The following is a 15,025-nucleotide window of genomic DNA, read 5'->3' on the forward strand; positions in this document are numbered from 1 at the left end:
TCACCACTCAAAGGACGTCCCATGAAATACCTCGGCCTGGCCTATTTCAATCCCGAAAAATTCGCCGCGATGGCGTCAGACGATGTCAAGGAACTGGTGAGCCAATGCCCTGCATTGGACGAGAAGATGCGCGCTACCGGCAAGGTTCTCGTTTCCGCGTCGCTTGGCGATCTGGACAACTGGAAGACGCTTCGCCCGCGCAATGGCAAGACGCACGTCACCGATGGGCCTTACACCGAGTCGAAGGAAGTCGTCGGGGGCCTGTTCATCATCGAAGCGGATAGCCGTGAAGAGGCGTTGCGCATCGCGTCCATGCACCCGGCCGCCACGCTGGGCGAAGAAGGTGGATGGGCCGTCGAGCTTATCCCCATGGATTTCTACCTGGCCCGATAAGGGCGTCGACGCCTGTCTCAAGAATGCGTTGGTGGTCCTTCTTCGCAAGCTCCTTTACGGCTTCGCGGGTCATCGCGCGATGTGCGCATCTGCCCGGAGCTTGCCGGCGACCCTTTGCGCATGAGGTAACTTCCCCGATTCGCCTCTAGTGCTGCTCCAACGCTCTCCTCCTCCCATCGCCGTCACGCGGTCGTAAGTACCCGCCGATCGGCATGCCGTGTCACGGCGAAGCCTCAGAACTGAGCAGTCAGCTGGAAACCCACGGTCACACGCGCGGTCGGAAACTCAGCTGGCTTATAGACAGGCGTCCCTGCGAACAGCTCATACGTGAATCCCGCGAATCGCGTCGGTACGCTTCCGCGAATACCAACGACCGCGCCCGCCAGTTGCGTGCCCGCGAGGAACGCGGTGTTCGGACCATAGACATGGCCGTAATCCAGCCCGGCATATAGCGATTGCCCAGTCTGCCCGATTGCCCATTGCAGTTCATTGCGCCAGTAGAAACCCTTTTCTGCAGCGAGGAGCGTTTCGCCATCGAAGCCACGAACTGTGTAGCGGCTACCGATGGTCAAGTCATCGATGAAGAAGAGTGTGTCGTTTGTGAACTGACCATGTAATGTCGTCACGTAACGAAACTGCTGCTTCGCGACCAGGAACGGCACGGACAGATTTGCATCGAACACAGCCATGTGGAAACGATACGTCGGCCCCTCGGGATACGGGTCCTGCGTCGCGCCCAATCCACCGACGCCCTGCCGGTATGCCAGTGTCCCGTCGAACTGCGCCGTGCCGAAATAGTGGCGATCAGTGACTCCCGCTTCGACAAACGTGTTATTGCGCCTTTGGGTGCGGATGCTGGTGTCGTCGATAAAGCTTTCGCCGAAGCGCTTCGATAACTGCATCTCGATGCCGAAAACATCGCTCTGGCTCCGCGAAAGCACGCGCGCCAGCCTGAATGCGGTCGTTTGTGAATTGCCGCTCGACACAAAGGTCTGATTCACACCAGCAATCTGCTGATAGTACGTGTTCGTGTTGCCAGAAATCGTCGCGGTCCAGTAACCCCAAGGCACTGAATACGAACCATTGAAACCATGCGAACCGAGACCCTTGTCGCCGAACTCCAGATCCTGGTTCGCACCCAGTGCAAGCACGTCGTTGATACCGAGCGGATTGTCGAGACCCAGGCTCAGATTGCCCTGCAATTTCCCCGTCGCACGCGTGCCCGAGTTGTCAACCGACGCGACGAGACTCCAGGGTTTTGCGCGTTTCACCTCGATCACGACGTCGCTCTCGCCAGGCGATGATGTCGGTTCGATTTTCATGTCGACATCCTGGCTCGAAACCCGCTTCATCTGCTCAAGTCCTTGCTCCAGGTCGCGCAGATTCAGCATGTCGCCATCCCGATCCGGAAATGCCGTCTTCCATGTACCGCGCATGTTCGGGTCGGAAAAGCGTAGATGACGGACCACGCCTGGGATGAGCGCAACCTTCAGCGTGCCTGTCGAGACGTCCTGCTCAGGCAGTAGCACGCGTGTGGTGATGTAGCCGCGACTCAGGATCGTCTGTTGCAATCCCTTGGTGAGAAGGTCGAACCCCTGCTTGCCGATGCATTGACCGACGTAGTGCTCCAGCCATTCTCGTGCGAATGCAAAGCGGTCAAGCGGTAACGACGATGCACCCTGTTTGCGGATCGCGTCCGGCAGCGTGGCGGGGACATCGAGTACGAATGTGTCGATGCGGAAGCACGGGGCTTCGACGGGAAGCTCTGGGAAGCCTTGCGCTTTCGGCGCCGTCGAGCGTACTGCCGGCGCGTTTACTGCCTGCGCGCGCCGTTGCGCGTCCCGCTGCTGTTGTACCTGCTGATTCTGTTCAGCGTTCGCGCGTGCGGCGGCTGCGGTGTCTGCAGGAGTCGGCGCCTGCTGCGCCTGGCCCGTTAGTGATATCAGGGCTGTGAGCGACAGTGCCGCCAGCCTCTTCATGCTGTTCATTGTCTTTCTTCCGAGAATCATCCCTGCGGGCGGCGAAAGCCCCGTCGCCGCTCCACGCAAGGTCCTACTTGTTACCTGCCCGACATTCAAGCGCTACGCCCATCTGCACTGGTTCATCTAGACCTAGATCATCAATTTGCCGAGCCTCGATTTCGCATTGACGCCCTTGTTGCGTTAGAAACACGTCGTAGTCGCGGCCTGCTTCCGGTGTCAATACCACCGAGGACGCGACGCATCGACGGGTTGGCCCATATTGACCTGAATAAACCACCCATCCCATCGAATATGTGATCGGCTGCCCCGCCGCAACTACGTACTCGCGTATGAATGTTTTCCCCGTTAGACCTTGCACCCGCATCCAGGGTCGCGGGCTCGGCGGCATGCCAATCAGCACGCTGCGGGTTGAGTAACGAAAGCTGCCAGCCATTCCGTCATCGACACGTGTGCCGTCGAAACTTATCCAACTCTGGTAGCAATCGCCTGAACGGAATACAGCGTACGGTTGATTGTTCTCAGACGAAAATACACGCACGCGCGCTGAATTTCTCATTTCGAACTTTGGCGATTCCACTTCTATCCGATGTGCCGGCTGTGGCAACAGTGAACACGCCGTTAGATATAGCGAACCGACCGAGGCGGCAAGGCACATTCGGTACAAGGATTTCATTTCTGGCCGCTCCGCGCGTCGCTAGCTATCTGTGTCGACCCACATAAACCGTCCGTTCGCTAGCGATTCTTCCGCCTGATTCCACACCGAAACTCCTGTCACTTTAGATGGACGCGCCGCCTCCATCGTCGGTGATAGCGAATCGAGCCAAGTGATCGATACGTCATTCTCAGCGCCTGCCTGATAACATTAACGTCGTCTATCTCACGTCACTTCGGGAAACCGTACATATCCTGCCCAGTCAACTCATTTGAATTGCGCAACAGTCTCTCAAGCGCCTCATATTCCGGTCCAAAATCCATTTTTTGAATTGCTCGTTCCATACACTCGGATCTCAGTCGGGCAGTCAAATCACGAAGCGCCGCCACGATATCCGACCTGTCGCTCTTAGCCGTTTCGAGCGCGTTGACGCCCAGCAAATACGCCTGTTGATAAGCACCGATGCTGACGTTCGACCGTATTTTGTCCGCCGGTTTACTCATATTTTCCTCTGGCATCTACGTGGTCAACTTCATTTTAGCGGAGTCATAAATGACCCTTGATTTCACCGATCTTGTTCGCGTTCGGGTCCGTCCACTGGCTTCGGTTGGGTACCAAAACTTGTTGTGCGCCACCCGGTGCCGAGTACCCGCCTTGCTGAACTGGCGCAACTTGACTTGTGAAAACTTGTGGGCTATTACCTGGCAGCGGTTTCATCGAATATACGTCGAAACCGAGTTGCGAACCGCGAACTGCCTGCTCGGCGGGTAAGCCTAATTTGGCCGCGATCTGGTCAGCCGGCAATCGGGACAGTGAATCATATTCCGTTTTCGTCATAAAATATGGGGAGTATGCTGCCACGGAGTCTCCTCCGAACGTCCCCTTGGGAACAAGCTTGATTAACTCTGTATTTTGATTGACGGGGAGGTTGGTAGGCAGACCCGTTCCCGACTCGATAAGACCCGCCGCATATCTCTGTGCGTCTTTCGAAGAGAGCCCGGCGGAGACATATGCATCAATAATCGCCTGCGCCGTCGCCATAACATCGCTTGTCGGCTGCATACCTTGAGTACTGAATTTCTCGTTTGTGTATGTCAGACGCGAGGCGTCAGCAGCAGCGGCAGCCTGCTTCCCAGCCTGGTTTTCCAACGTTGCCGCTGTGACCGCTCCACCTAAGCTCAGACCCGCATATGCGATTGCTGCTGCCTGTGGGCTGAGGCCCAAACCTTGTAAAGCCTGCTCACCGTATGTCAATGATGGCGAGCCTGTGATCATTTGTGTAAAACCTGCCTGTGAATAATCCAGGCTCGTGCCCGCGATCGTTGCTCCCGCCGTGCACGCCACTACGCTCGCGCAACCAGCGCCAAACGCAGCGGCCGCCACGGCTACCCCTGTTACCCCCTGCACAGCGCCTGCCGCTCGGGTTGTCGCTTGCATTCGACTATTCCAGTCCACGACACCATCGGTGAACGGGTTGTAGCCATCGAACGCTCCCGCCTTTATTAGTGCACTCTGCTCAGCAGCATAGCTTTGACCATCGTTTTGCATTTTTTGCAAGATGACCTGATTGGGATCACCGGCCGGCACCCCGGCCGCACATTGCACCAGCGCACATTCGGCAGCTGCAAGCCGATACTGCTCTTCCGGGGTCTTGCCAGCCTGCAGTCGCGCAAGCTTCTGCTCTTCCGTTTCGTGCAACTGCCGGTTATTCATGTCAGCATTGGCAGCCGTGAACGCGCCCGCATTTCCACCGACTGCCGCACCTGCCGCCGTCGCAATCACGTTCGCTACCCCGTTCCCGAGTGCGTGTCCGATCGTCCCGGGCGCCCCCATTGAATCGGCGAGATTGTTCAACTGTCCCGAGAGCGCAGAAGAAACACCAGCACCCGCTCCACCGCCAATCGCGCCCATCAGACTTCCCGCGCCCAACCCACCGAGCAAGGCACCGCCGGCCACGTGAAGCAGTATCCGGTCGGTCCCGCCTTCGCTCCAGTCATTCGCTTCCTGCTTGTACTGCGCAGCATCATCCGTTTCGCCTAACAACGCGGCAGCTTTTTCACCACTCTTCGCCTGATGCTCCTTGTAATCACCATACGTGCCGATCGCCTGCGCCACTTGCGCGCCTGCCGCATTGGCGGCATTCATGACATCCTGCTGTTGCGATACCAGGTCATTCACATCCGGCAACTTCGATACCGTGCCGTTGAGATCGGTCGTATCGCGGTTCAAAGAAGCGACATCCTGCTTCTGGTTTGCAGCATCGGTGATGACTATGCCACCGGCCGCGACGCCGCTCCGCGTCGTCGCGTGTTCGTTACCGTTGTCCGATTGTGAAATCATCGGCGTGATACCAAGCCCGCCGCCGCCGAACGTCATGCCGCCACTCGACGCGCTGTACTCGGAATGATTCTGCATATCCGACCAGCTCAGCGTTCCCGTCGTCAACGTGTTCTTTGACGCGTCCGCACCGCTCGCGATGTACGCGCCCTTCAGGTCGGTATTGCCTTTGACATTGATATCGAAGCCGCCTGTTCCTGCCTGAATACCCGCCTGTTCACTCACGGCGGCATAGCTCCCGTTTGCGCTGCCGTGCTGGGTACTGAAACTCCCGCTGGCCCCGCCGCCCTGGCTGATGCTAAACCCTCCGCCCGAACTCGACTGATGCGCGGAACTGGTCGTCGTGTCCTGCACGCTAGCAATATTCAGATTGCCGCCGATATCGGCGCTCACCTGCTTGCCGCTCACATTCGCCCCGATGATGTTCGTATCGCCGCCGGACACGATCGTCATGCTGTTTGCGCCCTGTACGTGCGTATTGGTCTGTGTCGCCGCGTCGCTGTTCGCGTCGCCGTGTGCCTTCGACATCGATGCGGACACGCCCCAACCATTCGTGCCATACGACACACCGACACTGGCGCTGCTCGATTCATTCGTGCTGCGCGTCGTGTCTGTATTGGTCGTGTTGAGCAGGTTGACCTGATTCTTCGCAGCCAGCAACACGTCATTCGCGTTGACATTAGAACCAGCGATCGTGAGGTTGCCGCTTCCCGGCGTGCCATCACCCATAGCAGCAAATGCCGCTGTCCCGCCCGCCATCACGCTCGATCCTGTGCTCGTCGTCTGGTCTTCAGTCGACGTGCTCTTGCTCTGGCTCGATCCAAAGCTCAACTGCACGCTGATATCTGGCTTCTGCCCCGGACTCAGCGCTTGGCCCGCAACGGCATTGCCGATCGCACCCGCTGCAGCGATCGAATGAAGCGCCTTGGCGCGTCCGTTTTCACTGTGCGACGCGGCCTGGCTCTCGCTAATTGCCGTGTTGATCGCATTGCCGATGCTTCCCGCGAGCCCGAGCGTAAAGCCAGTGGTTTTCACCTCATGCGTTTCGTCGTGGTGCGTGGTGCCCGTTGCCGCATCGATGATCACGTTTGCGCCCGTGCCAACGATGTTCTGCCCCGCGATCAGGTCGCTGCCCGTGACATGCAGATCGTTGCCGGCCGACAGATGCAGACTGCCATCCGTACTGCCGATAAGGCTCGCGTTGTTCGTCACGGCGCTATCGTGCGTCGTGTCCTTATGATCGTTCGAGCCATATGAAATGCCCGCGCCGCCCGAACTACCTAGCCCCGTTTTCAGATCTTCATGAAAATGGCTGCTCTCGCTCGTATCCTGCGACGTCGTAATGGTGAGATCATGCCCCGCCGACAATGTCACGTCATGCGTCGCAGCGACCGTGGATCCCGTGATCGTCATATCATGGCCAGCCGCACCCGCCACCGTATCGCCCGACACCGTCGAGCCGTTGGCCACCACCTGATGCGAACTGGTCGAATCGGTCTCCTTCTCGCTAGACAGAAAGCCGGAATGACTGTTCTGCGACCAGCTTTGCGAATCGTGCGTCTCGCTGACGCTGCCAATCGTGACATCGCCCGTCGATACGAGTTTGACCCCGCCACCGCCCGCATCCGTCGCGACGGATGACCCGAGAATCGACAAGTTGCCGTTGCCGCCCTGACCCGCCGCGAGCGTGATGTTGCCGCCCGCGCCGACGCTCGAACCCTGCACTGCCTCGTCATAGCTGGAACTCGTATGATGCGACTGCTCGCCGCCCATCGATTGTTCGCTGCTCGTGTGCGTGTCCTTTGCGGCAGTCACCGTCAGGTTGCCGCCTGCCACCATCGCCACGTCGCCGCCTGCCTTCAAGGTCGCGTCGGTGAGCGTCGTATCCCGCGCTGATACCGTCGTCAAACTGCCACCGGCGACAATCGCGCTGCCCAGGTTCTGGGTGACCGCGTCGTGCCCGCCGTTGAGCCCGTCCTTCGTCTGAACGTCCTGCGTGCTGGTCAGCGTCGTCGTGCCCACATTCAGATCACGCCCAGCCGCGACAGCCGCATTGCCACCGGCCTGAATCGTCGCGCCCGTCAGATTCACGTCTCGACCCGCGATCACGGTTGCGCTACCTGTCGCCGAAATCGTGCCGATCGCGTCGACGCTTGTCCCCGTTACGCTGCCCGTGAGCGTGTTCGAACCGAAGGTCTTCGTTACGCTATTCGTCTGCGTCTCGTTGATCACATCGCGGCCGGCCTGCACGACGACATCCGTACCGCCGATTCGTCCGCTCGTATTGCGCACGTCCTGTACGGCTGCAACAGTCGTCGTCTCCGCACTGCCGATCACGCCACTATTCGTGATGTTGTTGCCGATGATCGTCGTCGCCACGTCACTGACGATATGACCGCTGTTGTTCACATCGCCGTTCGCGTTGAGGCTCACGCTGTTGCCCGCAACAAGCGCGCCGCTGCCCGTCAGGTCAACCGTATCCGATTGCGCGAGATACACCTGCGGAACAAGCACGCTCTGATGCGATCCATCCGGCAACGTCACGTCCTGCGAGACGAGCCAGACCATGTCGGTCGTCAGTTGCGACATCTGCCCGGGCGTCAGCGCGACACCCGGCGCCAGGCCGAATTCTTTCGCATACTTGACGCCGTTGTTCATCAGCGCCGTGTATTCGTCGAGATTGTCGGAGTAGCCGGTGAGGAACGTGCGCCCCGTCAGTTGCGTGATCTGGTTGCGCACGAGCGTCTCTTCGTACATGCCGTCGCCAACGCGTTTCTCGACCTTCGAAGGATCGAGGCCCAGCTGGTTAAGCATGTAATCGCTCGATACGAAATTCGTGTATTGCGTGAAACGTGGATCGGTAGCGACAAGATAGGTCGAACCGGGCGCAGTGTTGTACTTGTAGAGGCCATTCGACGGCAGCTTGAGATTCGGAATGCCGCCTGTTGTCCCGCCAACCGTCTGCGGACGGTTCGGCCCGCCGGTGACAGTGCCCTGCTGTGCGCCGCCAACCGACTGCGGTTGCGACGTTTGTCCACTGACGCTGCCCGTCTGCGTGCCGTCGGCACTGCCACCCGTCACGCCGGAGCCCGTCACAGTCTGCCCCTGGCGATTCACCGATCCGATCGTGATGTTCTGCGCCGTCGTCTGCACGCCCTGATTCGACGTGGCGATAGCAAGCAAAGACGCGACCGTCGATGTGGATTGCGTGACACCGTCCTCGATAGTTTGCGTGTCGCTGCTGCCGCCCGTTTTCTGGTGCCAGTAGAACGTCGACTGCTGGTCCTGCGTGATGGTCTGCTGAAGGACGATGCCCGTATCGTTGACCTTGCCGTCCGTTGCGCGGCGCACGAGACTGCCACCTGCGCTCATTGTCGATGACTGGTTGTTGATCGCACCGCCATCTGCATTGATGCGGATCGCCCCTTGCGCCTGGATGATCGCGGCGTTACCTGCGCTCAGCAACTGGTCGGTCGTCGTGGTCGTATGGACCGTGCGTGTGGTTTCGCTGTAATCGTGCGAGTCGGGGCCGAGGTCGAAACGGGTCTTTACCTGGTCCGGGCGGATGTTCTTGTTCGGATCGAAATCCGGCCAGAACGTGATGGTGTACGAGTCACCGTTGTCAGCAATGCTGTTGTACCACTGGGTCGGGTTCGTCGCGATGTTGCGGGTTTGCGGCACCGGGTGCTGGGTACATACATCGCGGACATTACAGATTTCTGTTGTTAGCGAGTTATCGCTATACGTTTCGGTCAGCGGTTGCGTGAGCGAGAACGTCTGCGTCGCCGTATTCAGGGTCGTCACCTCCGACTTCGGCACCGTCACGCTGATCGGCGTCGCGAGCTTGCCGACGATTTCCGCCTTGAGCGGCGCCTTGTCCTTCGTCCAGCTCCATTGAGAAAAGCTGGAACTGCTATGGCTGTTCAACAGGTCGCCGATCGGGATGCCTGCTGTCCATAAGGTCAGCGTCTGATCGCCCGCATCCTGCGGCGTCCCCATGACCGTCGCGACACCGGTGCGTACGTTGTTCACCGTGTGCGCGGCGATATCGATACTTCCATCCGCCTCGATACTCGCGGCACTGTTCGTCAACACGTTCGTCTGATTGGCCAGCATGCCCGAGCCATCGCGCGCGCCGTTTCTCGCGATCTCCAGATTTCCCGCGCTATAGATCAGCGCGCCATCCGCGTTCGTAACGGAATTCGCTGCGTACAGATGCACGCTGTTGACGCCTGCGATGACGGCAGCAGCACCCGTGTTCTGCACGTCGCTTGCGTTGACCGTCACATCATTGCCGATCACAGCACCCGTATTCGAGAGCACGGCGCTCGTCGTCGTCACCGTGTTGCCTTCGATACGCCCGGCATTCGATAACGTGCCTGCTGCATTAACCGTCGTCGATACCGAATTGACGTCAGCGCCCGCCGCGTTGACGACATTCGCCCCGCTCACGGTCAGCGCGCCGTTCGCCGCGAGCGTACCTGTGTTGGTCAGCGTCCCCGTCGCATTGACGGTCATGTTGCCGTCCGCGTGCAGATTGTTCGCCGATGTATTGGTGTAGTCGCCCGCGACATTCAGCGTCAGGTTTCGCCCGGCAACGATGTTGCCGTTGCCGGACATCGTGCCGCCTGCTGCGATGTCGCGATTCGCCCGGATCGCTCCGCCCGCATTCGAAAGAGAGGCGACAGCAAGCGACGCATCGACGCCACCGAGTATCGAGCCGCCGTTATTGAGGACAGCCGCGCCGGCCTGATTGAGCGTCAGGTTCGCACCGCCGTATATCGTGCCGCCCGAATTATTGACGCTCTGCGTCACGTTGAGTGTTGCCGAGCCGCTTGCGACGAGGTTCGCGCCCGCGTCGTTGCTCAACGTTTGTGCGTTCAGTGTGACGTCGCCATTGCCGCCAAGCGTGCCACCTGTGTTCGCTACGCCCGTCGATGACGTCACCGTGGTTGCGCCATCGCCCGCGTTAGTCAGCTTGCCGCCCGTGTTGTCGATACTCGCAGCGCTCGCGTTCACTGACCCGTGTGCGCCGTTCGCGGACAACGTACCGCGCGCGTTCGTAAGCTGTCCGCCCGTGCTGACGATAAGATCGCCGGCCGTTTGCGCGGAGCCGCCTGTATTGTCGATACCGCCCTGCGATTCGACCGTCAGCCCGTCGCCGCCATACAGCGCGCCGCCGCGATTCGTGATACCCGACGATGCGTTGAAGCGTGCAGCTTTTTGCGCCGACAGCGTGCCCGCCGTGTTGTCGATGCTCGCAGCCGTGACGGTCATCGCGCCGTTGGTGACAATCCTGCCTGACACGTTCGACATCGTGCCAGTCGAATTTACGGCCAACGCGCCTGAGCCTGCGTGCTGGATCGTGCCGCTATCGTTGACGATACGATTGGCGAAGACATTCAGGTTGTTCGCATTCGATGCAACGGTGCCGCTCGTGTTGTCGAGCGTGCCGCCTGCGCGGATGGTCTGGTCCGTGGTGCCGTATTGAGTGAGCTTGCCGCCGCGATTCGTCAAATCGCCCGTCGCGGAAATGCTCAGCCCGTCGCCGTCGATGCTGCCATTGGTGTTGTCGATCGAAGCAGCGGAGACACTCGTCGTGGAACCGGACAACGTGCCGCCCGTATTGTTCATCGCGCCCGTCGACGTAGCGTCGAGTGCACCGCCTGCGGTGACGCTGCCCGCGTGATTGTCGACAGCCCCGGCGCGAATAGTCGTATCGCCTGCCGAACTCAGTTGCCCCTGGTTCGAGAGCGTGCCCGCTGCGACGCTGAGCACTCCATTCGTACCGATGACGCCGCCCGCATCGCCCGATGCCGTCGTGCCGGCTGCATTGGCGAGCACGCCCGTCGTCTTCACGGTCATGCCGTCGCCGCTCAGCGAAACGATGCGGCCCGCGCTGTTGTCGAGCGACGCGGTTTCGATGCGTGCGCCGCCTGCCGCCTGCACCGAGCCCCTGACGTTGTTCAATGCGCCGTTGGACTTCACATCGAGCGCACCGTTCGTGACGATTCCACCCGCGACGTTCGACACATCACCCGTCGTCGTGATGCCAAGCGTGCTCGTGCCCGCATGCTGGATCGTGCCGCCGTCATTGACGATACTGCCTGCAGCGATGTTCAGCTTGTCCGCGTTCGACGCCGTCGTGCCGTTCGTATTGTCGAACGCGCCGCCCACGCTGATGGTCTGATCCGTCGCGCCGTATTGCGTGAGTTTGCCGCTGCGATTCGTCAGGTTGCTGGACGCCGAAACAGTCAGCGTGTCGCCGTCGATGCTGCCGCTCGTGTTATCGATCGATGCAGCAGAGACATTCGTCGATGCACCGGAAAGCGTGCCGCCCGTATTGTTCAGCGCACCTGTCGCCTTCGCATCCAGCGCACCGCCCGCCGTGATGCTGCCGCCGTGATTGTCGACGGATTGTGCGTGAACGTTTGCGTCGCTGGCCGCGCTGAGTTGCCCCTGATTCGAAAGCGTACCCGCCGATATTGCCAGCGCGCCATTGGTGCCAATCACGCCGCCCGTTGCGCCCGATGCTGTTGTTACCGAGCCATTCACCAGTGCGCTCTTCGCAGTCAACGACATGCCATCGTTATTCAGCGAAACAATGCGGCCTGCAGTATTGTCGAGAGAGTCCGCATTGATGGACGCGTGCGCCGCCGACTGGATAGTGCCCTGCCGGTTGTCCAGCGCGTGAGAAGCGTTCACGTCGATCGTCGATTGCGACATGATTTGCCCACCGGCATTGGCGACATTCGATGCGGTGACGTGCATGGCATCGCCGCTCGACAGCTTGCCCTGCGCGACGGAAAGCGTGCCCGTCGCATTCACATTCAACGCGCCGCCCGCCGTCGTGGACGTGCCCGACAGGTTGATATCGGAGCCGCTTGCCGCGAGCGTCAGATCGCCGCTCTTCGCAATGCTGCCGTCGCCATTGACGCCCGCGCCGAGCGTGCCGCTGGACGCGATGCTCGATGCGTTGACGGTTGCATTCTGCTGTGCGGCGAGTGTGCCGCCGTTCGTCAGCGCACCCGACGTGCTCGCGTTGATGTTCTGCTGCGCGTACGTTGTGCCGCTGTTGTCGATGCCATCGCGCGCGTTCGCGCTGATGTTGCCGCTCGCATTCGTCTGTCCTGCGAGAACGAGCTTGCCCTGTGTCGTGAGAGTCAGATCGCCCGCCTGAGCGGCCAGCACGCCTTTATTCGAGACACCGACGCCGTTCTCCGTGCCGACCAGCATGATGCGATTCGCGTACATGCCGCCGAGGTTGCTCACGTCGATCGAGACGCCCGGTGCGGGGCCGTCGCCGGCAATGGGTGTGGCGGCGAGCGTATCGTGGTTGACGCTGTTCGCGCCCGTCACGACGTTCAGGTTCTTCGCGTAGATGGCGGCGTTGGCTTGCACGGCGCGCGAAATCAGGTCGACCTGATCGACATTCGACGCATTCAGTCCCGCGCCCTGAATGCTGATGTTGCCGCCAGTGACGTTGAAGCCCGTCAGCGAACCATCGGGACCGAAGTTAGGCGTGCCCGTCGTGAGAATGGCACGCGATGTGTTGATAAACCCGCCACCGTTGACCGAAATGCCGGAGCCGTTTGCGATGACGACTTCGGCCCGGTTGCCCGCTACCTCGACATAGCCATTGATCTGACTGGCCGCGCGGCTGTTGACCTGATTGACGATGATCTTCGCGGACTGGTTCGCCGCGAAGTTCGGATTGCCGTTGATGTAGCCGGCCTGTTGCGTGTTGACGATGGTCGGCGAGTTGTTCAGGATCACGCCGGCTTTCGGTACGTCGAACTGCGTGTAGCCGTTGATCGACACACCTGCTGCCGACGGACGCGAGACGTTCACCTGCTGGATGCCGTTCGCGGTCTGGATGACCGTTGGACGATGCGCGCCCGCGTTCGGATCGGCCACGACCTGCGCAGAGGCCGCTGCCACGCCGACAACACCTAAGCCTATCGCTGCCGCAACCGAACGTAGCCCAGCGCAGACAACGCCATGTGTGGCTGTCGCGCCGCCGCCCGTCGTTTCGCCTTGATTCTTTTTGCCAGTCGCAACTGCGGTTTCCTCAACTGCGACAAGCATTCCCCGGATCCGGCTGAACACCAGCCGGTAAGCTCTCTTGTTCATTTTTTATTCGCTGCGGTAGTTCTGGAAAGCGCGCGTAATGTAGCAGAAACATTTAGTAACAAATGTCAAAAGATGCGAGGCGAGGTGGCAATACAACAATTCATGCAAGGTGCATGAGGAACGCAATGAGTCTTTCAGGGGGCGTCGCTGCCCGCTTGGAAATGTCTGGGGTGGGAGGGAACAGAATGTCGTCCGCGGCTCTGGCGTTGTGAACTGGCGCCAACTGAACCAAGGTCCGCGCTTGCGCCACAGACTGACTATTCGGGAACGAAAAGAAGTTGAGTCAGGCAGCCGTCCTCAATCCGTAACGACACCTGCCTGCTCCTTTAGGGTCGACTGCTCAAGCTGGTTGATTGCTTCCTGGCTGCAGCGGACGTATGAATGTCCAAGGGACGATGCGTCCGAATGTCTCGTCCTGGCCGCACTGCGTCTCGCGAACGGGCGCACCGTTGTCACGGGGAATCCACCTCATTCGGAAAGCATGAAGCGCCCCATTCCCGCCGTTCAACGAGCTTTTGCAAACATCGCCATCCCGCTCACAAGCGGCCGTCCGGGTCACTCACCGCGGAGCGCCTTGTGATGGATTCGATCAACACCCGTTCCCGTCCATGTTCGCGCAATCTCACGCCATTGCGGACGTCCCAATGCCCGGGCGCTTTTACCAAAGACCTGCCCATCGGATAGTCAATGTGGTCCCTGCTGCAGAGCCCCGGCGATCCAGCGGTCCTCCGATGCCTTCAGGTGCGCCCGCATCGCCGTTTGCGCTGCAATGGGATCGGCCAGCTGTAACGCCTTGAGAATTTCCTCGTGTTCCCGTACCGCAGCTGACCAGGTCGCCGTACTCTCCGAGTGACCGCGAATCGCCGCGGCGATTGGATCGTGCCGGCTGTCGAACATTTCCGCCACGAAGCGACTCAGAACCGAGTTGCCGGCCGTTTCGGCAATCAGCATGTGGAACTGGCGGTCAGCGTCGATCGGCGATTTTCCCGCCGCTGCCAATTTTTTCATGCGTTCCACGGTGCGAGCCAAGCGGTCGAGCGCGGCCGCCGAGAACTTGCCGGCCGCAAGCACAATGACAGTCCCTTCGATCGCCGCTCTGGCTTGCATCAGCTCGGAAGGGCTTTCTCCCAGTGGCGGCACGACACTTTCGCCCCCCTCCGGCTGTTCCCTGACATAGACGCCGGAGCCGATGCGTATCTCAACCTGCCCTCCGATCTCCAGCGCGATCAACGCCTCTCGCAACGAGGGTCGCGATACGCCTAGTGTATTTGCGAGTTCCCGCTCGGGTGGCAGACGCGCTCCCGGCGACATCCCTCCCTGACGAATCAGCGCGAGAATCTGCATCGCAACGGATTGGTAAAGCCGCTTGGGTTCGGTTTGCTTCATTTCTACCCGTATTCCTGTCGGTCGTCCGCATGCGCGGACCGCGACAGCAGTCTAGCACGCAGGCCTCTCAGGCTTGCTGCTCACGGCAAGACGCCGTACCAGGGTATTCCTTATTGGCAAGAACAATGCGCAAATACCTATA

Annotated in this window: 5 protein-coding genes; 1 reads left to right on the forward strand and 4 read right to left on the reverse strand. The window is 60.1% G+C overall.

Annotation, left to right across the window (positions count from 1 at the left end):
- Positions 1-21 precede the first annotated feature (21 nt).
- Complete coding sequence (locus QEN71_RS11385) at positions 22-393, forward strand: YciI family protein (protein WP_201652619.1); 372 nt, start codon at positions 22-24, stop codon at positions 391-393.
- Between the two features lie 233 nt (positions 394-626).
- Here the strand turns inward: QEN71_RS11385 and QEN71_RS11390 are convergent, their stop codons facing one another.
- From QEN71_RS11390 to QEN71_RS11405, 4 genes are all read right to left on the reverse strand, one after another.
- On the reverse strand, positions 627-2,381 hold the full coding sequence (locus QEN71_RS11390) for a ShlB/FhaC/HecB family hemolysin secretion/activation protein (protein WP_201652617.1): 1,755 nt from the start codon (positions 2,379-2,381) through the stop codon (positions 627-629).
- A gap of 876 nt (positions 2,382-3,257) precedes the next feature.
- Complete coding sequence (locus QEN71_RS11395) at positions 3,258-3,530, reverse strand: hypothetical protein (protein ID WP_201652615.1); 273 nt, start codon at positions 3,528-3,530, stop codon at positions 3,258-3,260.
- A 43-nt stretch (positions 3,531-3,573) separates the two neighbouring features.
- A complete protein-coding gene (locus QEN71_RS11400) occupies positions 3,574-13,497 on the reverse strand; it encodes a hemagglutinin repeat-containing protein (RefSeq protein WP_201652613.1) in 9,924 nt (3,307 codons plus the stop codon).
- A gap of 684 nt (positions 13,498-14,181) precedes the next feature.
- The gene (locus tag QEN71_RS11405; protein ID WP_201652611.1) at positions 14,182-14,883 is read right to left on the reverse strand and encodes a FadR/GntR family transcriptional regulator; all 702 of its coding nucleotides are present in this window, start codon (positions 14,881-14,883) and stop codon (positions 14,182-14,184) included.
- Positions 14,884-15,025 lie beyond the last annotated feature (142 nt).

The organism is Paraburkholderia sabiae, assembly GCF_030412785.1.
In the GTDB taxonomy this organism is placed as follows: domain Bacteria; phylum Pseudomonadota; class Gammaproteobacteria; order Burkholderiales; family Burkholderiaceae; genus Paraburkholderia; species Paraburkholderia sabiae.

Excerpts from the sequence above, each read along its gene's own strand:
- QEN71_RS11405 (WP_201652611.1), bottom strand. The coding sequence starts at position 14,883 with ATGAAGCAAACCGAACCCAAGCGGCTTTACCAATCCGTTGCGATGCAG.
- QEN71_RS11385 (WP_201652619.1), top strand. The coding sequence starts at position 22 with ATGAAATACCTCGGCCTGGCCTATTTCAATCCCGAAAAATTCGCCGCG.
- QEN71_RS11400 (WP_201652613.1), bottom strand. The coding sequence starts at position 13,497 with ATGAACAAGAGAGCTTACCGGCTGGTGTTCAGCCGGATCCGGGGAATG.
- QEN71_RS11395 (WP_201652615.1), bottom strand. The coding sequence starts at position 3,530 with ATGAGTAAACCGGCGGACAAAATACGGTCGAACGTCAGCATCGGTGCT.
- QEN71_RS11390 (WP_201652617.1), bottom strand. The coding sequence starts at position 2,381 with ATGAACAGCATGAAGAGGCTGGCGGCACTGTCGCTCACAGCCCTGATA.